Annotated in this window: 15 protein-coding genes and 3 riboswitches; of the genes, 7 read left to right on the top strand and 8 right to left on the bottom strand. The window is 73.4% G+C overall.

Annotated features, from left to right (window positions below; translation table 11 throughout):
* Positions 1–329: 329 nt before the first annotated feature.
* The 4 genes from ACH35V_RS39925 to ACH35V_RS39910 all read right to left on the bottom strand — a co-directional run bounded on the left by ACH35V_RS39925 (position 330) and on the right by ACH35V_RS39910 (position 2,237).
* Positions 330–818 (bottom strand): beta-class carbonic anhydrase, encoded by a 489-nt coding sequence (locus ACH35V_RS39925; RefSeq protein WP_395980092.1) that lies wholly within the window; start codon positions 816–818, stop codon positions 330–332.
* A gap of 192 nt (positions 819–1,010) precedes the next feature.
* Positions 1,011–1,199: a hypothetical protein gene (locus ACH35V_RS39920; protein WP_395980091.1), complete on the bottom strand. Its 189-nt coding sequence runs from the start codon at positions 1,197–1,199 to the stop codon at positions 1,011–1,013.
* A gap of 101 nt (positions 1,200–1,300) precedes the next feature.
* The gene (locus tag ACH35V_RS39915) at positions 1,301–1,735 is read right to left on the bottom strand and encodes a zinc-binding dehydrogenase (protein ID WP_395980090.1); all 435 of its coding nucleotides are present in this window, start codon (positions 1,733–1,735) and stop codon (positions 1,301–1,303) included.
* A gap of 70 nt (positions 1,736–1,805) precedes the next feature.
* Complete coding sequence (locus ACH35V_RS39910) at positions 1,806–2,237, bottom strand: hypothetical protein (RefSeq protein ID WP_395980089.1); 432 nt, start codon at positions 2,235–2,237, stop codon at positions 1,806–1,808.
* A 404-nt stretch (positions 2,238–2,641) separates the two neighbouring features.
* On the opposite strand from ACH35V_RS39910, the gene ACH35V_RS39905 reads away from it, so the two are divergent.
* The 4 genes from ACH35V_RS39905 (at position 2,642) to ACH35V_RS39890 (ending at position 9,906) form a co-directional block, all read left to right on the top strand.
* Entirely contained in the window at positions 2,642–3,631 is a 990-nt protein-coding gene (locus tag ACH35V_RS39905; RefSeq protein ID WP_395980088.1) for a hypothetical protein, read from the top strand.
* A 545-nt stretch (positions 3,632–4,176) separates the two neighbouring features.
* Positions 4,177–4,335 carry a hypothetical protein gene (locus tag ACH35V_RS39900; protein WP_395980087.1) on the top strand — a complete coding sequence of 53 codons (159 nt, stop codon included), beginning with the start codon at positions 4,177–4,179 and terminating at the stop codon, positions 4,333–4,335.
* A gap of 5 nt (positions 4,336–4,340) precedes the next feature.
* Positions 4,341–5,111, top strand: a complete 771-nt coding sequence (locus ACH35V_RS39895) for a DUF6338 family protein (protein WP_395980086.1) — start codon at positions 4,341–4,343, stop codon at positions 5,109–5,111.
* A 16-nt stretch (positions 5,112–5,127) separates the two neighbouring features.
* Positions 5,128–9,906 carry a CHAT domain-containing protein gene (locus tag ACH35V_RS39890; RefSeq protein ID WP_395980085.1) on the top strand — a complete coding sequence of 1,593 codons (4,779 nt, stop codon included), beginning with the start codon at positions 5,128–5,130 and terminating at the stop codon, positions 9,904–9,906.
* A 35-nt stretch (positions 9,907–9,941) separates the two neighbouring features.
* Here ACH35V_RS39890 and ACH35V_RS39885 read toward each other — a convergent pair whose 3' ends face one another.
* Genes ACH35V_RS39885 through ACH35V_RS39875 form a run of 3 tightly spaced genes read right to left on the bottom strand, consistent with a single transcriptional unit; the run spans position 9,942 to position 12,948 of the window.
* Positions 9,942–10,769 (bottom strand): ABC transporter ATP-binding protein, encoded by an 828-nt coding sequence (locus ACH35V_RS39885; RefSeq protein WP_395980134.1) that lies wholly within the window; start codon positions 10,767–10,769, stop codon positions 9,942–9,944.
* 2 nt (positions 10,770–10,771) lie between these two features.
* Complete coding sequence (locus ACH35V_RS39880; RefSeq protein ID WP_395980084.1) at positions 10,772–11,863, bottom strand: FecCD family ABC transporter permease; 1,092 nt, start codon at positions 11,861–11,863, stop codon at positions 10,772–10,774.
* On the bottom strand, positions 11,860–12,948 hold the full coding sequence (locus tag ACH35V_RS39875; protein WP_395980083.1) for an ABC transporter substrate-binding protein: 1,089 nt from the start codon (positions 12,946–12,948) through the stop codon (positions 11,860–11,862). The genes ACH35V_RS39880 and ACH35V_RS39875 overlap by 4 nt, the downstream gene beginning before the upstream one ends.
* A 36-nt stretch (positions 12,949–12,984) precedes the next feature.
* Positions 12,985–13,184, bottom strand: a riboswitch (cobalamin riboswitch).
* A 99-nt stretch (positions 13,185–13,283) separates the two neighbouring features.
* A riboswitch (cobalamin riboswitch) is annotated at positions 13,284–13,353 on the top strand.
* 56 nt (positions 13,354–13,409) lie between these two features.
* Here ACH35V_RS39875 and ACH35V_RS39870 point away from each other — a divergent pair.
* From ACH35V_RS39870 to ACH35V_RS39860, 3 genes are read left to right on the top strand one after another with little or no spacing between them, the layout of a single operon-like run.
* Positions 13,410–15,386 (top strand): magnesium chelatase subunit D family protein, encoded by a 1,977-nt coding sequence (locus ACH35V_RS39870; protein ID WP_395980082.1) that lies wholly within the window; start codon positions 13,410–13,412, stop codon positions 15,384–15,386.
* A 1-nt stretch (position 15,387) separates the two neighbouring features.
* On the top strand, positions 15,388–15,990 hold the full coding sequence (gene cobO / locus ACH35V_RS39865) for a cob(I)yrinic acid a,c-diamide adenosyltransferase (RefSeq protein ID WP_395980081.1): 603 nt from the start codon (positions 15,388–15,390) through the stop codon (positions 15,988–15,990).
* Positions 15,987–17,351: a cobyrinate a,c-diamide synthase gene (locus tag ACH35V_RS39860; RefSeq protein ID WP_395980080.1), complete on the top strand. Its 1,365-nt coding sequence runs from the start codon at positions 15,987–15,989 to the stop codon at positions 17,349–17,351. The genes cobO and ACH35V_RS39860 overlap by 4 nt, the downstream gene beginning before the upstream one ends.
* Here the strand turns inward: ACH35V_RS39860 and cobN are convergent.
* Positions 17,297–20,893 carry a cobaltochelatase subunit CobN gene (gene cobN, locus ACH35V_RS39855; RefSeq protein WP_395980133.1) on the bottom strand — a complete coding sequence of 1,199 codons (3,597 nt, stop codon included), beginning with the start codon at positions 20,891–20,893 and terminating at the stop codon, positions 17,297–17,299. The genes ACH35V_RS39860 and cobN overlap by 55 nt on opposite strands.
* Positions 20,894–21,023: 130 nt before the next feature.
* Positions 21,024–21,148, bottom strand: a riboswitch (cobalamin riboswitch).
* Positions 21,149–21,153 lie beyond the last annotated feature (5 nt).

Genomic DNA, 21,153 nt, shown 5'->3' with positions numbered 1-21,153 from the left:
GAAGACCGCCGCCGCGTCCGGGCAGGACAGGGCCGCGGGTTCTCGCGGAGGAGAACTCGAGGGGAGGAGGAGAGAGGGCGGGTCCCGGATCAGCGACAGAGAGTGCTGTCCAGCCGCATGTGGTCCACCACACGCCGGACGGTCAGTGCGTGCGCCATATTCCTATAATTATGGTAGGAAAAATATGTGTCAAGTCCGTATTGCGCAGGTCAGCCCGACCGCCACCCCGGCACGGCGGCGCGTCGGGCGCGCCGCGACCCACCTTCGAGCACCCGCCGGAGCCAGGGCGTCAACTTCGAGGGCCGCGGCCGAGGCGTCGCGGTCGCGGGTCAGGTCACCTCGTTGAGCTTGCCGGTCGCGACGTCGAAGACGAAGCCGCGGACGGCGTCCTTGTGCGGGATGAACGGGCTGTTCTTGATGCGGGCGATGGACTGGCGCACGTCCTCGTCGGGGTCGGGGAACGCCTCCGCGGACCACGGGGGCTTGATTCCCGTCTCGTCCTGGATCGCGCGCTTGAACTCGTCGTCGCGGAAGGTCAGCATCCCGCAGTCGGTGTGATGGATGAGAATGATCTCCGTGGTGCCCAGCAAACGCTGGCTGATCGCCAGCGAGCGGATCTCGTCGTCGGTGACGACACCGCCGGCGTTTCGGATGACGTGGGACTCGCCGTCGCCCAGGCCGAGGATGGCGTAGACGTTGAGCCGGGCGTCCATGCAGGCGACGACGGCGATGTTCCTGGACGGCGGCAGCGGCAGCGGTCCGTCGAAGCTCTCGGCGTAGCGGGCGTTGTTGGCCAGATACTCGTCGGTCACGGTCATGTGAACTCCTCCAGACGGCGCGGAAACCCGCAGCAGCCGGCGGGGTCGTCGCACCAATCGCCGCGCCAAACTTTCCCTACCTATTAAGTAGAGAATTGGAGACGATGTCAAGAAGCCCGGCAACAGATCGTCCGCTGTCAGGCCAAGCGCCGACAGCGAACGCAGGTGGGCAGCACGACGCGGCGCGGACGATCAGTCGTCATCGCCGCCGTCATCGTCATCGCCGCCGTCGTCATCGTCCCCGGCCGCACAGCCGGCTGTGATGGCCACGGTCGAGCCGACGGCCACGAGGGTGGCGACGGCGGGAACGGACGTCGGCAACAGGGTCATGACGACGGCGAACAGGCCCTTGAACAACGCGTGCAGCAGTCTGGCCAGCATGGCAACCCTTCCTTGGGTAATAGCGATCCGAGGGTAGAGCGCCGCCTGGACGATTCGCCGTCGAACGCATGGATAACGCGTGGCTCGAAGTGGACGCCGTATCAGGGGATGACGGTGATCTTGCCGTGGGTCTGGCCTGCCTGGCTCCTGTCGTGGACGAGAGTGAGGTCGGCCAGCCGGTGGGATTCGGTGATCTCGACGGAGTCGATGAGCTTGACGATCTCGGCGAGCTGGGCGGAGTCATTGCGGGCGACGAAGTGGACGGCGGTGATTCGCGCACTGTCGGGCGGCTCGATCGGCGTGGCGATCGAGACGATGACGCCGCCCTCCCGGACCAGCGGAACGAGGTCGGCCGCCGCCGCAGGCGGGATCGCAGCGAGGTTGATGACAACGTCGACCTTGTCGTCGAGCGCGTCGGCCAGGGACGCGGCGATGTAATCGATGATCTGGCCGGCCCTCTGGGCGCGGACGGCCGCGGTGCTGCGTCCACCGGCGGTGGCGACCACGGTCGCGCCGATGCGCTTGGCGAGCTGCACGGCGACCGCGCCGACGCCGCCACCCGCGCCGTTGATCAGGACGCGTCGTCCCGCAGTGAGAGGCGGCCGATCACCTGGTCGCCCGCGGTGAGCGGGCCGGGCTCGCTTCCGGTCTGCGTGATCGTGCCGGCGACGTCCAAGCCCAGGATGTAGGACGCTCAACCGGCAGCACGTCCTGCAGGTATCCGGCACGGAGTGCGGCATCGGAGGGGTTGTAGGAGGTCGCCGCCACCCGGATCAGCACCTGATCCGGGTCGGGCACGGGTAGCGGTATCTCCTCATAGCGGATGACGTCGGCATCGCCGTACTCGTGGATACGGGCTGCTCTCATCGTGTCGCGGAAGACGCTGGAGTGGTCGACCACCCACTCGCGGAACGTGCGGGCAGCCGCCCCGGTGACCTTCTCCACTGTGGAGGTGACCGGCCCGGGGTTGGTCACCAGTTCGGCCTGGGCGTCGAGGACGCCGTCCACGGCAATGCTCGGCCAGCCGCGTTCGAGCAACTCCCGGCGCGCGATCTCCGCTGGGCTCTCAATCCACTGCGCCGGGACCTCAACGTCTGACGGCAGGCCCGCCGCTTGGGGATCACGGGCCAGTGGCCGGCCGTGGAGCGTTGGGGCGAGCTCACCTGGCTGGGATCGGGGGCGGTGGCCGTCATCGGGTGGGCGCTTGGCCAAGGCGGCTCGTGGGGGGCACGAGCCGCCTTGGCCAGGCACAAATCATCAGGCTTGCGGCCGGCCAAGAATAATCTGTTCCGCATTGGACCCTCTTTTCTCGACAAGCACATTGGAAAGCCATAAATTGAAATCTATATCGGACCTTGGCGATGTATGCCGCGTCGAAAGCGGGGGCCGGGCATGTTATTCGTGTTCCAAGGCGCGGTAATGTGCGGTGAAAGGACGAGGCGATGGAGATACCGCCGGAGGTTCTTGCGGCTAGAGAGCTGCTGGAAGGGCCACTGCTGGCGACCGGAGTCATCACCGGCATCGACTTCGGCGTCCGCGACGAGGAGCAGCCCGACCCGGACGACCTGGCGTTGCGGGTGTTCGTCGCCGATCTCGATGACGTTCCCTTCGAGGTGCAGGTCGCACTCGCAGGCTTCCCATTCCCCGTGGTCTTCCTTCAGCGGGTCTTCGTGTTCACCCAGACCACGTTGCCCGACACGGGGATCCACCGTCCGCTTCGCGGAGGGTATTCCATCGCCGCGGCCCGCTTCCAGTTGACGGATGCCGACGTGCACACCGGTACGCTGGGCGCGATCGTCACCGACACCCTCGATCCCACGATCACCTACGGCCTGAGCAACTACCACGTGCTCTGCTACGACCTCGGACGGCGGGTGGGCGACGAGATCATCCAGCCGGAGCCGGAACCGTTCGGCCGCGTCCAGGGCGACCATGCGGGCACCCTGTCCGACTGGTCTTTCCCGGAGGACACGCCGGAGGGGCCCGCCGACGCGGCGATCTTCCGTGTGGACGTCGGCGCGCTCCCGGAGATCGAGGGGATCGGCCCCGTCGGCGGAGCGATCGGCGTCCAGCACGCCATGCTCGTCACCAAACGCGGTAAGACGACCGGGCGCACTTTCGGCTGGACGTCCGGTGTCAGAGGCAGCTACCCCATCAACCGCCCTCAACTGCCCCCGGTCGGCACACCGCCCTCCACAAGGCGGAAGCTGACAGACCAGATCCAGATTCACGTCGACTTCCCTCATTCCATCGTCTGGTCCGAGTCGGGCGACTCCGGCTCGGTCGTGATCGGGGACGGGAACGGAGTCGTCGGTCTGCACTGGGCGTCGGGCTTCGACCCGGAAGAGCCGGGGAATCCGATGAGGTACGGCCTGGCCACACCGGCGATCACGGTGGAACGCGTGCTGGGCATCAGCTTCGGAGCCCCCTGAGCCGCCACCCGCTCCACGCAGCGCACCAGGGATGCCGACCTTCGACGGCGTGGGCGTGCGCGGCCCGGCGAAACGGTGAGCTGCGCCCGTCGACGAATCTGCCGCCGGAAAGGTATTGCTCGCCGCGGGTGTTAACTCGCGTCGGTTTCTACGACTTGGAATCCACCGCCCGACATCGGCGCGTTGGCATCCCCGCCGGCCATCACCCGTGCGGTCGTTCAAGCGCCTGAGCCGCTGACCTGGCTGCGCTGATGCCGGGGGTGGACGCGTTCTGGGTGTTCGTCGACGAGGGCGGACGCGACCTCAGGCCCCTGGGCACGCCTCACGTCATGCATTCGCCTTGACCGAATGCGTGCCTACGGCGTCCTCTTCGCAGGGGCTGGCTCGATGTCAGGGGCTGGTGGGCTTGCGCTGATCGTTGTCGAGTAGTGCGATGCGGGGCTCGGCGCACTGGGCCGGGCTGGGTGGTCGTGACGTGTTGTGGGCTCGTCCTGGCTTGGGGGTTCGTGCGACGATTAAGGCGATATCGTCCGGGAGGCACCCCCATGAGTGAGCGTGACCGGTCGCAGGCGTCGGACGAGGCGGAAGGCGACTTTCGCGGTGTGGTGCTGGACGCGTCCGAGGGCGTCGAGACCGTTTCCGAGCCGCCCGCTGAACCGGCCCAGCCGCCGTCGCCTCCCGGCGGCCCGGCGGAGCCGCGCTGACCGGGATGGTCCCCTCCTCGGTCGCGGCGGTCGTGGTGTTCCTGGTCCTGGTCACACCCGGGACCGCGTTCGAGCTGCTGTGGCAGCGCACCCGTCCGCGCCGCGACGAGAGCGCCTTCATCGAGGTCAGCCGCGTCGTGCTGACCGGGGTGGTGTTCAGCGCGGCGGCGACCGCGACCCTGGCTGGGGTGGCTGCGCTGGTGACGGGCTCAGCGGTGGATCCGGTCGCGCTGCTGCGCGACGGCGGCCGCTACGTCGACCGGCATCCCGCGCTGACCATCCGCAGCTTGGCCGCCCTGCTCGGGCTCGCGCTGCTGTACGCCGTGGCGGCGCACGATCTGCTGACCCCGCCGAACGCGCGGCGGATCGTCCAGGAGACGGCATGGCACACGGCGTTCAGCCGGATGGCAGGACGGGGGGCGCGGGCGTTCCTCAGTGTGCAGCTCAAGGACGGCACCACCGTCACGGGCTATTCGGCCGGCTATTCGACCGAGCCGGATCCCGCCAAACGCGATCTCCTGCTCGCGGCGCCGCTGGCCATCAGGCCGCCCGGTGACGACGAGGCGAAGGCGCTGGAGCGGGCCTGGCAGACGCTGGCGATCTCGGGCGCCGAGATCAGCACGATCGCGGCGTGCTACGTCACGCGGCCCGATCAGCCTGCGGGCTCGGGGACGAGGCCGCGAGCGCCCACCTGGCTCCGGGAACGGCCGTGGCGGTCCTGCCTGGCCGGGGCCGCCGGGATCGTCGCGCTGCTGATCGTGTTCTCGCTGATCTGACGGGAGGTGGGCGCGGTTGGGGCGCAGGATCGACCTCTTGCTGGTGGGCGCGGCCGTCAGAGCCGCCGAACGGTTATGGGCGGAATGGGACGAGATCAGCGCCCTGCCCGAGGACGAGCGCCGATCCGTCGTCGCGGAGGTCCGCAGCGGCCTGGCGGACGACGACGTCCTAGAGAGCGCCGCCGACCTGCGTTCGCGGCATCTCCGGGCCGGGCGGCGCGGCGGCCGGGGCGACCTCGACGTCCGGGTGGCCGCGCGGATCGCGCAGCTCATCTGGTACCGCTACAGGTTCCTGCCGGAACGGGCCCCCGCGGAGGAGCTCGTGTTCGCGTTCTCCCTGTTCCGCCGCGTGCACGCGCATGACCCGTCCGCGGTCCCCGCCATGATCTCGCCGTTGTTCTCCGCCGACCCGGCGACGGCGGACGGACGGTACGAGGACGACCTGCACACGCTGATCGCCGCGGCGGGCGACCTGATCGGCCACGGAGGCGACGAGCACAGGCGCCATGCGGCGGCGCTCGCGCACGGCGCGGTGGATCTCGCCCTGCGGACGCGTGGGGTCGGCCCGGCTCTCCGCGCCGAGCTGACCGGGCTGCTATTCGACGCCCACGTCGGCCGTCCCCGCGACGACCTTCTCGGGCTGGCTCTGCCCTGCGCGCGGGCGGCGGTCCTGCTGGCCCCGGCGCACGCCGGGCATCTGGTGCGCCGGATCGGCGCGCTCGCCGTCGCCGCCGGGACCTCCGCGCCCGGCGGTCAGGACCGGCTCCGGCTCGGGGAGGCGCTCGAACGGCTGGCGTCGGCGGCCCGCGTCCTTCCGCAGCCGTCCCCCTCCCACTCCGGTGACGAGGGGGCTTCGCTGCGGCGGTCGCTCGGCGCGCTGGCGTCGGTGATCCACCGCCGTCCGCGCACGGATCCGTCGCTGTCGCTCTCCGCCAAGATCCTGACCTATGGCGTGGTGATCGGCTGGTCCCGGAGCCCGGCGGTGACGTACCGGTCGGTGGTGGAGGCCAGCCGGGTGCTGGACCTGATCGGCGCGGACGATCCGGACCGCGACCGCACGGTCATGGACGCGCTCCTCGCCGGCGCGTTCCACGTCCTGTCCCCGGACGACGCGGGACCGCCGGGCGAGGTACGGCGCGCGATCGAGGAGCGGCTCGGCCGCGGATTCCCTCCGGCGGCAGGGCTGGACCCGGCGTTCGACCTGGAGGTGGCCAAGGAACTCGCCGGCCTCTGCTGGGACCGGTACACGTCCGCGCCGGACGACGTCCCGGAAGACCGGACGGCGTTCGCGATCTCGCTGTTCGGGCACCTCCACGCGATCGACCCGGGGCTCGTCCCGTCCGTCCTCGTGCCGTCGTACGACCGGGACGCGCCGGAGACCGCGCGAGACCAGGCCGATCTCTCGCTGCTGTCGTCGTGCGCGCGCGACCTGCTCGCGTCCGCCGCCGACCTCCCCGCGGGCCGGACGGGCGCCGAGATCCGCCGTCACGCCGTCATCCTGATCGAGCGGGCCAGAGCGCTCGGACGCCGGCTGGGGCCGGTCGATCCGGCCGTCCAGGCCATGCTCGTCTCGGCGCTGGCGAAGCTGCTCGACGACACCCTCGACGCCGCCCTGCTCGACGAGATCGACGAGCTGGCCGCCTCCTTCGAGCTGACCGCGCTGCGCAGCCTGACCGGGGACGGGACGGCGGACTCGATCGAGCGGCTCCGCGAGGACCTGGTCCGCCGCCCGTACGCGCAGCGCCATGGGAGGGGCAGGGCACGGGAGTCCGATCTCCGCCTCATCATCGTGCTGGCGGCCGTCTATTTCGCCCGCTACCGGTTCCGCGCGGGCGAGGGGGGCTTCCAGCTGGAGTTGGCGCTCGCCGTTTACGGGCGCCTGCACACGGTCGACCCGGGGCTGGTGCCGTTCAGCCTGCGCCGCGTGTTCGACCCGCGCTACGAGCGGCCGGACGACTTCACCGACCAGGACGTAGAGGCCAGCATCGCGTGGGCCGACGACCTGTTCACATACGCGCAGTCGCTCGCGGGGACGCCCGGCGCCCAGGACGAGCTTCGCGGCCGCTGCCTGAGACACGCCGCCGCGCTCCTCGGGCAGGCGCGGGAGCACGCCGACCGGCTCGCCGATCTCACCCCGTCCACCCGGGCCGAGCTGGCCTTGAGCATGGTGAACTGGCACGAGCATCTCAGCGGGGAGCCGGTGCTCGACCGCGCCGTGGCCGATGCCCGCCGGGCGCTGGCGGAGACCGCCGACGACGAGGAGCGGCTCGACCGGCTGGGCGTCCTCGGCTTCGCGCTCGCGCAGGTCGCCGAGACGAGGGGGGACCCGGACGCACTGCGGGAGGCGATCGGCCTGCTGCGTCCCGCGATCAGCGCGGCCGGTCCGGAGCATCCGCACATCGTGCGGGCCGCCCTCGGGCTGCTCCGGGTGCTGACCCAGCGGGGCGCCTGGAACACCGGGCTCGCGGCGACGGCCGAGACGGCCGTCGAGCTCCGCCCGCTGCTCGACCTCGTCCCGGAGGACCATCCCGGCCGGAAGCTGCTCCTGCTGCCCGTGCTGGTCGCCGAGTTGAGCCACCTGTTCCAGATCGGCGACTACAGCGGAGCGCGGGAGCGGCTCCGCGCCGTCGACCTGGCCGTCCGGGACCTGCCGGAGGACGAGCCGCTCCGCGATCTCTACCGGCTCATCCTGGCGTCCCACGTGGTCCTGGAGCGCATGCTCGCCCAGGAGCCCGGGCTCGAAGAGGCCCTCGCCGACTACCGCGAGACCTTCGACCGCGTCGGCCGCACGATGGACCCGCGGGACCGGGCGGCGCAGCTCGACACGATGATCACCGTGCTGCTGGAGGCGGACTCCACGATGGGCCTCCCCGGCGTCGCCGACGGATGCGCCGCCATGCTGACCGAGGCGATGGACGGCATCGCCGACGACACCGAGGAGTACCAGGCGCTCAAGGCCCAGCTCGGCACCGTGCTCACCGCCCGGTTCCCAGCCTCGGGGGAACGGGACGACCTCGAACGCGGCATCGGGATGCTGCGCGAACGGCTGACCGGCCTGCGGAATCGCCGTGCGGAGATCAGCGACCCGACGAGCCGGTTCCTGGTCGCGTCCTCCCTGGGGGAGGCGCTGGCCAAGCAGCACCGGCTGACCGGCGACGAGCGGTCCTACCGGGAGGCGATGTCCCTGCTGGAGGCGAACGCCCGCGACCCGGACCACCTCGTGATCGGACGGTTGAGCGACACGTGGAAGGCCGGGCGCATCGCCGCGGAGGCTGGTCGCTGGAACGACGCGCTGGGCGTCCTCGCCGACGGCATCGCGCTGTCGGCCGAGCTCGCCTGGCGCGGCCTCGACCGGCCGGACCAGGAGCAGGCGCTCGGCCTGTGGAGCGGGACGGTGAACGAGGCCGCGGCCGCCGCGATCCGGGCCGGCGACCCGGGCCGGGCCGTCGAACTGCTCGAACAGGGCAGGGCCGTGCTCATCCACCGAACACTCGACGTGCGCGGTGACGCCGCCCGCCTCCGCGCCGCGCACCCCGGACTCGCCGACCGGCTGGAGGCGGTCGGACGGGAGATCGACGCGACCCGCGACCGCGACCGGCGGCACGCCCTCGGCCGCGCATGGGACGGCCTCGTCGCCGAGATCCGGGCGCGTCCCGGCTTCGGCGGCTTCCTGCGTCCGCAGGGGTTCTCCTCCCTGCGCCCGGCGGACGGGCAGACGGTCGTCATCGTCAACGCGGCCGAGTTCGGGTCGGACGCGCTCCTGGTCACCGGCGCCGGCGTGCGGGTCGTCGAGCTGCCGGGCCTCACCGTCGAGGAGACCAGGGAGCGGGTCACCGCCTTCCTCGACGCACTCGACCAGCGCACCAGACCGACCGGCCCGGCCGGCCCGGCCGCGCGAGCGGCGGCCGACGCGACGATCGGCGACGTGCTGGACTGGCTCTGGCGCACCACCGCCCGGCCCGTCCTCGACGCGCTCGGCCACACCCGTCCGCCCGCGCCCGGACGGCCCTGGCCCCACCTGCACTGGTGCCCGACCTGGCTGCTCACCTTCCTGCCCTTCCACGCGGCCGCGGCCGCCGACCCGTCCGGCGACGGCGACGGCGACTCGGTGCTGGACCGGGTCATCTCGTCCTATGCCGTCAGCCTGCGCACACTGCGCTCGGGCACCGAGCAGGGCGACCCGCCGCCATCGAGAAGGTCGCTGCTGGTGATCTCCATGCCCGGCACGCCGGACCTGCCGTCCCTGCCGGGTGCGCTGCGGGAGTCGTCGCTGCTCTCGGGCCTGCCGGTCCCGACCCGGACGCTCACCGGCGACCAGGCCGACCGCGCGGCCGTCCGGCGCGCCTTGGACGAGCACGCGTGGGCGCACTTCGCCTGCCACGCCGCGCAGGACCTGCGGCACCCGAGCCGGGGGCGGCTTTTCCTGCACGACCACCGGACGCGCCCGTTCACCGTGCTGGACATCTCGCGGATGCATCTGCGGCACGCCCGGTTCGCGTTCCTGTCGGCCTGCGAGACCGCCCGCGGCGGACGGCGCCTGCCGGACGAGGCGCTGCACCTCGGCGGCGCACTCCAACTCGCCGGATACCAGCACGTGATCGCCACGCTGTGGCCGGTCAAGGACGCCGTCGCGGCAGAGGTGACCGCCGACGTGTACGCCAGGTTGCACACGTCCGAGGGCTCGATCGACACGGCGCGGGCGGCGGCCGCCGTCCACGAGGCAATGCGGACCCAGCGCGACCGCCACCCCGACGACCCGGCGCTGTGGGCCGGCTACGTCCATTTCGGCCCTTGAACCAGCTCAGGGCACGGCGAGGACGTCCCTGCTCGTCACCTGCGGTGTTCCGCCGGGAGGACGGTGATCTGGGGGTGGCCGCTGCGGGGGTGCTCGACGACTTCGGCGTCGACCCGGTAGACGTCGGCGAGCAGGTCCGGCGTGAGCACGTCCCCCGGCGGTCCCGTCGCGACGGTCCGGCCCGCGTTCAGGACGTGGAGGCGGTCGCAGAACGAGGCGGCCAGGTTGAGGTCGTGCAGGGCGGCGACCGCGGTGACGCCGAGCCGGCGGACGAGGTGGAGGGCGTCGGTCTGGTGCCGCAGGTCCAGGTGGTTGGTCGGTTCGTCCAGGACCAGGACCCCGGTTCGCTGGGCCAGCGCGCGGGCGATGAGGACGCGCTGCTTCTCACCGCCCGACAGCCGGTCGAAGGGCGCGTCGACCAGGTGCGCGGCCTCCAGCTCCGCCAGCGACCCGGTGATGATCTCGCGGTCGTCCGTGTCGTCGCCTTGGAAGGCGCGTTTGTGCGGGGTGCGGCCCATCGCGACGACGTCGTACACGGTCAGCTCGAAGTCGCCGGGTGTCTCCTGCAGGACGGCGGCCAAGCGCCGGGCTAGGTGCTTGCCCGGCATGCGCCAGATGTCCTCGCCGTCCAGCAGGACCCGCCCCGAGGTGGGGCGCCGGGCCCGGTAGAAGGTGCGCAGCAGGGTGGACTTCCCGGCGCCGTTGGGGCCGACGAGCCCGACGATCTCCCCCGGCGCCGCCGTCAGGGAGACGGCGTCCACCAGCGTCCGGCCGTCGACGACGACCGTCACCGCTTCGGCCCGCAGCGTCCCGGCCGGTGGCCCGGCGCCCGTGGCGGGCGTGCCCGTGGGGGTCGCGTCCATGCTCACCGCGCCGCCTTCCGCCGCATCAGGAAGAGGAAGAAGGGGCCGCCGACGAGCGCGGTGAGGATGCCGACGGGGATCTCCTCGGGACTGATCAGGGTCCGCGCCGCCAGGTCGGTGACGATCAGGAACGCGGCGCCCAGCAGGGCCGCGGCCGGCAGCGCGCGGCGGTGGTCGGCGCCGACCAGCAGCCGCACCGCATGGGGCATGATCAGCCCGACGAACCCGATCGAGCCGCTGACCGCGACGATCGCGCCGATCATCAGGGCGACCAGCGCGAACAGCGCCCCGCGGAAGCGGTGCACGTCCAGTCCGAGGGCCGCGGCCGCCTCCTCCCCGGCCAGCAGCAGGTTCAGGGGACGGGACAGGCCGAGCAGGACCGCCGTGCCCGCGAGCACCACGGCCGCGGGGATCCACAGCACGGTCCAGGTGGTGCCGGCCAGGCCGCCGAGCATCCAGCGCAAGGCCGACTCGGCGGCGCGCGGGTCGCCGGAGGTGAGGACCAGGTAGCTCGCGACCGCCGTGAGCACCTCGGCGGTGGCGACTCCCGCCAGTACCAGGCGCACCGTGGTCATCCGCCCGCCGGAGCGGGCCAGGAAGTACACCAGCACCAGGGCCAGCAGGGCGCCGCCGAACGCGGCGAGCGGCAACGAGAACATCCCGAACCACGCCATGGGGAACACCACCACGAGCACCGCGCCGACCATCGCGCCCGAGGACACCCCGAGCAGCATGGGGTCGGCCAGCGGGTTGCGGACCACGGCCTGCAGGACCGTCCCGCAGACCGACAGGCCCGCCCCGACCGCCGCGCACAGCAGCACCCGCGGCAGCCGGACGTCCATCACGATGGTCTCGCGGACCGGCGGCCAGTCCGGGTCCGCGAGCGCGGGATGCACCTGGTGGAGCAGGATGCCCCAGACCTGGCCGGGCGGGATCCGCACCGAGCCCGCGGCGATTCCCGCCGTGGCCGCCACCAGCACCAGCGCGCCGAACAGCGCCAGGACCAGCGGATAGGGAACGCGGACGCGGCCGCGAGGGGCGGCGGCGACCGCCGTCCGTCCGCGGGAGACGCGGGGCTCGGCGACGCCGGTCATGTGAAACGGTCCGGGTGCAGCTGCCGGGCGAGCGACTCGACCGCTCCGGCCGCCCGGACGCCCGTCACCGTGGACGACAGCGGCAGGACCGCGAACCGCCTGTTCTTGATCGCTGGAACGTCCTTCAGCGCGGGGCTGGCCAGCAGGAATCTCCGCTTGGCGTCGGCGGACTGGTCTCCGTAGTCGTAGATGACGATGACCTCGGGCGCCCGCGCGGCCAGCTGCTCGAACGAGACGTCCCCGTAGGCCTTGCGCACGTCGGAGAACAGGTTGGTCCCGCCCGCCAGCCGGATGATCTCGTTGCCGATCCCCGCGCCGCCCGCCGTGAACACGGTCTTGTCGCCGCTGTCGTAGACGGCGACCTTGACCGGCGTCGCGGCGGGCGCGGGTTCGGCGAGCCGGGCCTCGACCCGGTCCAGGACGGCGCGCAGCGAGGCGATGCGCCGCTCCGCCCGGTCCGGCACGCCGAAGATCTTGGCGACGGTCCGGATCTCCTCCTCGACCGTGGCCATGGTCACCGGGCCCCTGGGGCATTCCTCGACGTTGAGGTGGGTGTCGATCCCGGCCTTCTTCAGGGCGGCCCGGCCGCGGCCGTCCTTCTCCTCGAACGTGCTCGCCCATCCGCCGTAGACGAAGTCGGGCTCGGCCGCCAGCAGCGTCTCGTAGGACGGGTACTCCTCGGACAGCACCTTCACCCGGTCGAAGGCGGCCTGGAACTCCGGGAGGATCCGGTCGTCGAGGTAGCCCGTCCCGACCATCGACTTCTCCAGGCCGAGCGCCAGCATCACCTCGGTCGCGTGCTGGTTCAGCGACACCGCGCGCCGCGGGGGCCGCTGGTAGGTCGTCGTCACCCCGCAGTTGGCCACCGTCACCGGGAAGCCGGGCGGGGCCGCGTCCGCGCGGTCGTCTCCGGCGCGTCCGGTGTCACCGCCGCATCCGGCGATCAGCAGGACCGCGACGAGCGTCGCCGACGCCCGGGCGCGGATACGGGTGCCGAAACCGACGGTCGCCACGGCAGTCCGGCGTGCGGTCGTCCGGCGTGCGGTCGTCCGGCGCGGCGCCGGGCGTGTCGAGCCCTTGGGCATGCAGCCCTCTCCTCTCTGGGGAGATCCGCCCCAGTCCTGTCGAGGAGGCGACCGCGTGAGTCTCCTGGCTCTCGGGTCGATGCTCGTCCCGGCCTTCCCGCCCGCTCGCGCGGGCAGTGGCGTCGTCGGGATCCGCTCGCCGATCACAGTGGCGGGACCGCGCCGGAATCGCACCGGCTTCCTCGTCCGCCATCGCCTACACCGCACATGGTGACACATGTCATGGCAATGAGTACGGAAGTGTTACCCGTCCCGGCCCATGACCTGGGTATGCGTGATCTTGACAGCCGCGGGAGCGGGACCGTACCGTCCCCCCTGTTCCGCGGTTGTCCGAGGGAAATCCGGTGAGAGGCCGGTGCGGACGCGCCACTGTATCCGGGTCGGCGAACCCGGGAGCCAGGTCACTCGGACCACCGCGACCTCACCTGTCCGGGACGCGCAAGATCCCTCATGGAGGTGCCGTGGGTTCGCCGCCGGTTCCAGACGGCCGCCTGAACGACGCCTATCCGTTCACCGCCGTCGTCGGCCTGGACGACCTGAAGCTGGCGCTGCTGCTCAACGCCGTCTCCCCGCGGGTCGGCGGCGTGCTGGTGCGCGGCGAGAAGGGCACCGCCAAGTCGACGGTCGTCCGCGCGCTTGCTGCGCAGCTTCCCGCCGTCGACACGGTGGCGGGCTGCCGGTTCGCCTGCGATCCGGACGCGCCCGACCCGTCCTGCCCGGACGGCCCGCACGAGCGGGGCGTCCAGCCGGTGCGGCGGCCGTCCGCGCTGGTGGAGCTGCCGGTCGGCGCGTCGGAGGACCGGGTCGCCGGGTCGCTGGACGTGGAGCGCGCGCTGACCGAGGGCGTCAAGGCGTTCGAGCCCGGCCTGCTCGCGGCGGCGCACCGCGGCGTCCTGTACGTGGACGAGGTGAACCTGCTGCACGACCACCTCGTCGACCTGCTCCTCGACGCGGCCGCGCTCGGCACCTGCTACGTGGAGCGCGAGTCGGTCTCGGTCCGGCACGCGGCGCGGTTCCTGCTCGTCGGGACGATGAACCCGGAGGAGGGCGAGCTGCGCCCGCAGCTGCTCGACCGGTTCGGGCTGACGGTGGAGGTGCGGGCGTCGCGGGAACCGAAGGAGCGCGCCGAGGTCGTCCGGCGGCGGCTGGCGTTCGACGCCGACCCGGCGGGCTTCGCGGCGCGCTGGGCCGCCGACGAGACCGCTCTCGCCGGGCGCATCGCGGCCGCCAGGGAGCGGCTGGCGGGCGTCCGGCTGCCGGACGAGCGGCTGGAGCAGATCGCTGCGGTGTGCGCCGGGTTCGAGGTGGACGGCCTGCGCGCCGACCTCGTCACGGCGAACGCCGCGCTCGCGCACGCCGCCTGGCACGGCCGCGACGAGGTGACGACGGACGACGTCCGCGCCGCCGCCCGCCTGGCGCTGCCGCACCGCCGCCGCCGCGACCCGTTCGACGCCCCGGGGCTGGACGAGTCGCTGCTGGACGACCTGCTCGGCGAAGCCTCTCCCGACGATGACCCGCCACCCGGCGGCGACGATGGAGGCACGGGCGGGAGCACCCCTCCTCCCGAGGGCGGCGAGGGCGGAGCCGAGCCGCCCGCATCGGCGCCGGAGGACGGCGACCGGCCCGGCGGGGCGAACGGAGGCGGCGAGCGGGTCGCGTCCGCCGCCGAGCCGCACGCGGTGCCGCTGCTGGAGGTTCCCGGGGTCGGCGACGGCGTCGCGGGACGCCGGTCGCGGTCGCGGACGCCGCGCGGCCGCGTCGTCGGAGCGCGCCGTCCGGCCGCGAAGGTCCGCGACCCGCACGTGGTGGCGACCATGCTGGCCGCCGCACCGCACCAGCGGGCGCGCGGCCGGACGGGCGCCGGGCTCGTGCTGCGGCCGGACGATCTGCGCGAGTCCGACCGCGAGGGCCGCGAGGGCAACCTCGTCCTGTTCGTCGTGGACGCCAGCGGTTCGATGGCCGCGCGCCGCCGCATGACGGCGGTGAAGACGGCGGTGCTGAGCCTGCTGCTGGACGCCTACCAGCGCCGCGACAAGATCGGCCTGATCACCTTCCGGGGCCGGACGGCCGACCTCGTGCTGCCGCCGACGTCGTCGGTCGAGGCGGGCGCGGCGCGGCTCCGCGCGCTCCCCACCGGCGGGCGCACGCCGCTGGCCGCCGGGCTGGTCCGGGCCGCCGAGGTGCTGCGCGCCGAGCGGCTGCGCGACCCGGCGCGGCGCCCGCTGCTCGTGGTCGTCACCGACGGCCGCGCGACCGCCGAGGGCGACGTGGCGCGGGCCGCCGGGCTGCTCGCCGGGACGGCCGGGATCGTCGTCGACTGCGAGGACGGCCCGGTCCGGCTCGGTCTCGCCGGACGGCTCGCGGTCCGGCTCGGGGCGCGGCTCGTCCCACTCCGCGACCTCGACGGGGTCGTGCGCGATCAGCGGAAGGCGGCCTGAGATGCCCCAGGGGAAGCCCGTGTCCGTCCCCGACGACGGCCTGACCACGCGGCAGCGCCGCAACCGGCCGCTGCTGATCGTCCACACCGGCGCCGGGAAGGGGAAGTCGACGGCCGCGTTCGGGATGGCGCTGCGGGCGTGGAACCAGGGCTGGCCGATCGCGGTGTTCCAGTTCGTGAAGTCGGCGAAGTGGCGGATCGGCGAGGAACGCGCGCTGCGCGTGCTGGGCGACAGCGGCGAGGGCGGCCCGGTCGCGTGGCACAAGATGGGCGAGGGCTGGTCGTGGATCCGGCGGCCCGGCGCCGAGGACGACCACGCCGCCGACGCGCGGGAGGGCTGGGCGCAGATCAAGCGCGACCTGGCCGCCGAGGCGCACCGCTTCTACGTGCTGGACGAGTTCACCTACCCGCTCAAGTGGGGCTGGCTCGACCTGGACGACGTGGTCGGGACGCTCACGTCCCGCCCCGGCGACCAGCACGTCGTCATCACCGGGCGGGACGCGCCCGCCCGGCTCGTCGAGGCCGCCGACCTCGTCACGGAGATGGGCAAGGTCCGGCACCCGATGGACGCCGGGCAGAAGGGCCAGCGGGGCATCGAGTGGTGACCGCCCGCGTCCCGCGGCTGGTGGTGGCGGCGCCGGCGTCCGGGAGCGGGAAGACGACGGTGGCGACGGGGCTGATCGCGGCACTGCGGGCGCGCGGCCTGAGGGTGTCCCCGCACAAGGTCGGCCCCGACTACATCGATCCGGGTTATCACGGGCTCGCGGCCGGGCGCCCCGGCCGCAACCTCGACCCGTGGCTGGTCGGTGAGGAGCGGATCGCGCCGCTGTTCCTGCACGGCGCCGCCGGGTGCGACGTCGCCGTGGTCGAGGGCGTGATGGGCCTGTTCGACGGGCGCGGCGACGGCGACTTCGCGTCCACGGCCCATGTCGCGAGGTCGCTCGCCGCGCCCATCGTGCTCGTGGTGGACGCGGCGCGGCAGAGCCGTTCGGTCGCGGCGCTCGTGCACGGCTTCGCGTCGTTCGAGCCGGGCGTCCGGGTGGGCGGGGTCGTCCTCAACCGGGTCGGGTCGGACCGGCACGAGGAGCTGTGCCGGGGCGCGCTGGAGGCGGCGGGGACGCCGGTGCTCGGCGCGATCCGCAGGGACGACGCCGTCGTGACGCCGTCCCGGCATCTGGGCCTGATCCCGGCGGCCGAGCGCGGCGCGGAGGCCGTGCGCGCGGTCGACCGGCTCGGCGGCCTGGTCGCCCGCTCCTGCGACCTGGACGCGCTGCTGCGCCTGGCCGCCACCGCTCCCCCGCTGCCGGGCCGTCCCTGGGACCCCGCCGCGCAGGTGGAGCCGGTGCCGGGCGGCCCGGTCGTCGCGATGGCGGGCGGGAAGGCGTTCACCTTCTCCTACGCCGAGCACGCGGAGCTGCTGCGCGCGGCGGGCGCCGACGTCGCCGTCTTCGACCCGCTGCGCGACGAGGCGCTCCCGGACGGCGCCGCCGCGCTGGTCATCGGCGGCGGGTTCCCGGAGGCGCACGCGGGCGAGCTCGCCGCGAACACGGCGATGCGCGCGGCCGTGGCGGGGTTCGGCGGCCCGATCGCCGCCGAATGCGCGGGCCTGCTCTACCTGTGCGAGGAACTCGACGGCGAGGGCATGTGCGGGCGGGTGCCGGGACGGGCGCGGATGACGTCCCGGCTGACGCTCGGATATCGGGACGCGGTCGCGACGGCGGAATCGCCGCTGACCCGGCCGGGCGAGCGGTTCCATGGCCACGAGTTCCACCGGACGGCCCTGACCGCCGCCGCGGACCCGCTCTTCCGCTGGGCGGACGGCGGCGGAGACGGGTACGGCGACGGGTACGGCGACGACCGGATCACCGCGTCGTACCTGCACCTGCACTGGGCCGGGCATCCGGAGGCGGCTCAGCGGCTGGTGTCGTCCTCGTCGTCCTCCAGGTCGCCTTCCGCTTTGAGGTAGGCCGCCTGCAGCGCCTGGAGGATCTCCGGGTCCGGGTGCTCCCACATGCCGCGCTCGGCCGCCTCCAGCAGCCGTTCGGCGATGCCGTGCAGCGCCCACGGGTTGGACTCCTGCATGAACGCGCGGTTCTCCTTGTCCAGGACGTAGGCGGCGGTGAGCCGGTCGTACATCCAGTCGGCCATGACGCCGGTGGTGGCGTCGTAGCCGAACAGGTAGTCGACGGTCGCGGCCAGCTCGAACGCGCCCTTGTAGCCGTGCCGGCGCATCGCCGCCAGCCAGTTCGGGTTGACGACGCGGGCGCGGAAGATCCGCGCGGTCTCCTCCGACAGCGTCCGGGTGCGGACCGCGTCCGGGCGGGTGCTGTCGCCGACGTAGGCGGCGGGGTCGCGGCCGGTCAGCGCGCGCACGGTCGCGATCATCCCGCCGTGGTACTGGAAGTAGTCGTCGGAGTCGGCGATGTCGTGCTCGCGCGTGTCGACGTTCTTGGCGGCCACGGCGATCCGCCGGTAGGCGCTCTCCATGTCGGCGCGGGCCGGGACGCCGTCCAGGTCGCGGCCGTAGGCGTGGCCGCCCCACACCGCGTAGACCTCGGCGAGGTCGGCGTCGTCGCGCCAGTTGCGGCTGTCGATGAGCGGCAGCAGGCCCGCGCCGTAGGCGCCGGGCGCCGACCCGAAGACGCGGAGGGTGGCGCGCCGGTCGTCGCCGTGCCGCTCCCGGTCGGCCCTGACGTGCGCGCGGACGTGGTTGTCGGCGTCGGGTTCGTCGAGGGCGGCGACGAGCCGGACGGCGTCGTCCAGCATCGCGACGACGTGCGGGAACGCGTCCCGGAAGAACCCGCTGATGCGGACGGTCACGTCGATGCGCGGCCTGCCCAGCTCCGCGACCGGGACCGGCGTCAGGGCGGTGACGCGGCGGGACGCCTCGTCCCACTCCGGGCGGACGCCCAGCAGCGCCAGCACTTCGGCCACGTCGTCGCCCGCCGTGCGCATCGCGCTCGTCCCCCACACCGACAGGCCCACCGAGCGCGGCCATTCGCCGTGGTCGGCGCGGTAGCGCTCCAGCAGCGACCCGGCCATCGCCTGCCCGGTCTCCCAGGCGAGGCGGCTCGGCACGGCGCGCGGGTCCACGGAGTAGAAGTTGCGGCCGGTCGGCAGGACGTTGATCAGCCCGCGCAGCGGCGAGCCGCTCGGCCCGGCCGGGACGTAGCCGCCGTCCAGGGCGTGCAGGACGTGGTCTATCTCGTCGGTCGTGCGGGCCAGGCGCGGGACGACCTCGGTCGCGGCGAACGCCAGCACCCGTCCCACGAGGTCACGACGCTCCTCGGGCGCCTGTGCCGCCACCTGCGGGACCGCGTCCGGTCGCCAGCTGGCGTCCTCCATCGCCTGGACGAGCGAGCGGGCCGCGGCTTCGGCGGCGTCCACGTCGGCGAGCGCCTCGCTGCCGTCCTCGGTGAGGCCGAGCGCCTCGCGCAGGCCGGGCAGCGTCTCGCGCCCTGACCACATCTGCCGCGCCCGCAGCATGGCCAGCACCAGGCCGACGCGGACCGACCCCTCCGGCGCCTCGCCGAGGACGTGCAGGCCGTCGCGGATCTGCGCGTCCTTCACCTCGCACAGCCAGCCGTCGACGTGCAGGATGAAGTCGTCGAACTCGGCGTCGTGGGGACGGTCGTCCAGGCCGAGGTCGTGGTCGAGTTTCGCGGCCTGGATCAGCGTCCAGATCTGGGCGCGGATCGCGGGGAGCTTCGCGGGGTCCATCGCGGCGATGGTGGCGTGCTCGTCGAGGAGCTGTTCGAGGCGGGCGATGTCGCCGTAGGTCTCGGCGCGGGCCATCGGCGGCACCATGTGGTCCACGAGCACGGCGTGCGCGCGGCGCTTGGCCTGCGTGCCCTCGCCGGGGTCGTTGACGAGGAACGGGTAGATCAGCGGGACGTCGCCGAGCGCCGCGTCGGTGCCGCACGACGCCGACATGCCCGCCGCCTTGCCGGGCAGCCACTCCAGGTTGCCGTGCTTGCCGACGTGCACGATCGCGTGCGCGCCGAACTCGTCCGAGAGCCACCGGTAGGCGGCCAGGTAGTGGTGGCTGGGCGGCAGGTCGGGGTCGTGGTAGATCGCGATCGGGTTCTGCCCGAATCCGCGCGGCGGCTGCACCATGACGACGACGTTGCCCGCGCGCAGGGCCGCGAGCACGATGTCGCCGTCCTGGACGAACAGCTCGCCGGGCGCCGGGCCCCAGTGCCGCTCCATCTCCTCCCGCAGATCCGGTGGGAGGGTGCGGTGCCAGCGCTCGTAGGACGCGGCGGAGATCCGGACGGGGTTGCCCGCGAGCTGCTCCTCGGTGAGCCAGTCCTCGTCCTGCCCGCCCGCCGCGATCAGCGCGTGGACGAGCGCGTCCCCGTCCTGCTCCGCGACTCCGGGGAAGCCCTCGCCGAGGTCGTATCCCGCTTCGGCGAGCCGGGCCAGGAGCCGGACGGTGCTCGCCGGGGTGTCCAGCCCCACGGCGTTGCCGACGCGGGAGTGCTTCGTCGGGTACGCCGACAGCATCACCACCAGGCGCCGCTCGGCGGGCGGGGTGTGCCGCAGGCGGCCGTGCCGGACGGCGATGCCCGCGACCCGCGCCGCCCGCTCGGGGTCGGCGGCGTAGACGGTCAGGCCGTCCTCGCCGGTCTCCTTGAACGAGAACGGGACCGTGATGATCCGTCCGTCGAACTCGGGGATGGCGACCTGCGACGCGGCGTCCAGCGGGGACAGGCCGTCGTCGCTCGCCTCCCAGTCGGCCCGGGGCATGGTGAGGCAGAGTCCTTGCAGGATCGGGACGTCCAGCTCGGCGAGTGCGCCGACGTCCCACGCCTCGTCGTCGCCGCCCGCCCCGGCCGCCGCGGGCCGCGACCCGCCCGCCGCGAGGACGGTCACGACCAGCGCGTCCACCTCCCGGAGGGTGGCCAGCAACTCCGGCTCCGCCGCGCGCAGGGACGAGCAGAACACCGGCAGCGGCCGTCCGCCCGCGTCCTCCACGGCGGCGCACAGCGCCTCGACGAATGCGGTGTTCCCGGCCACGTGATGGGCGCGGTAGTACAGCACCCCGACCACGGGGCCGTCGGAGGCGCGGGACGCGCGCTCCAGCCGTCCCCAGGTGGGGGTGGGCTGAGGCGGCGCGAAGCCGCGGCCGGTGAGCAGCACGGTGTCGCAGAGGAAGGCGTGCAGCTCCGTCAGGTTGCCGGGGCCGCCGTGCGCGAGGTAGGCGTGCGCGTCGGCGCACACGCCGCCGCTCACCCCGCCGCCGAGCCGGGACAGCTCCATCAGCTCCGCGTCGGGCGCCTGCTCGCCGCCGAGCACGACCACCGGCCGCGGGCCCGCCAGCAGCGCGTCCAGCCCGTCCTCCCAGGCGCGCCGCCCGCCGAGCAGCCGGACGACGACGAGATCGGCGCCCTCGACCAGCTCCGGCAGGTCGTCCACGGCGAGCCGCGCGGGATTGCCGAGCCGGTAGGCGGCGCCGGACGCGCGGGCGCTCAAAAGGTCGGTGTCGGATGTCGAGAGCAGCAGCACAAGTCGTTCCGGGGGGTGTGGGGGGTCGGCCCCCCACGCGTGACGGGTGCGCTCCTGCGCGGACGTGTCGGCGGACACGGCGGATCCTCCCCTGGGGTCCTCGCCCCGGTCGCGGGTGTCACGACGGCGGGAGTGTCCTGGCTTCCGGATCAGCGCTCGCCCCGGCCTTCCCGTCCACGAGGGACAGTGGCCTCAAGCGGGGGTCGCTCCCCGGTGACAGTGGCGGGACCGCGCCGGATTCACACCGGCTTCCTCCATTG

This window comes from Actinomadura sp. 1N219 (assembly GCF_044326405.1).
Taxonomy (GTDB): domain Bacteria; phylum Actinomycetota; class Actinomycetes; order Streptosporangiales; family Streptosporangiaceae; genus Spirillospora.
Note: the sequence above shows the minus strand (reverse complement) of the source record. Positions and strands in the feature narration are given on the sequence as shown.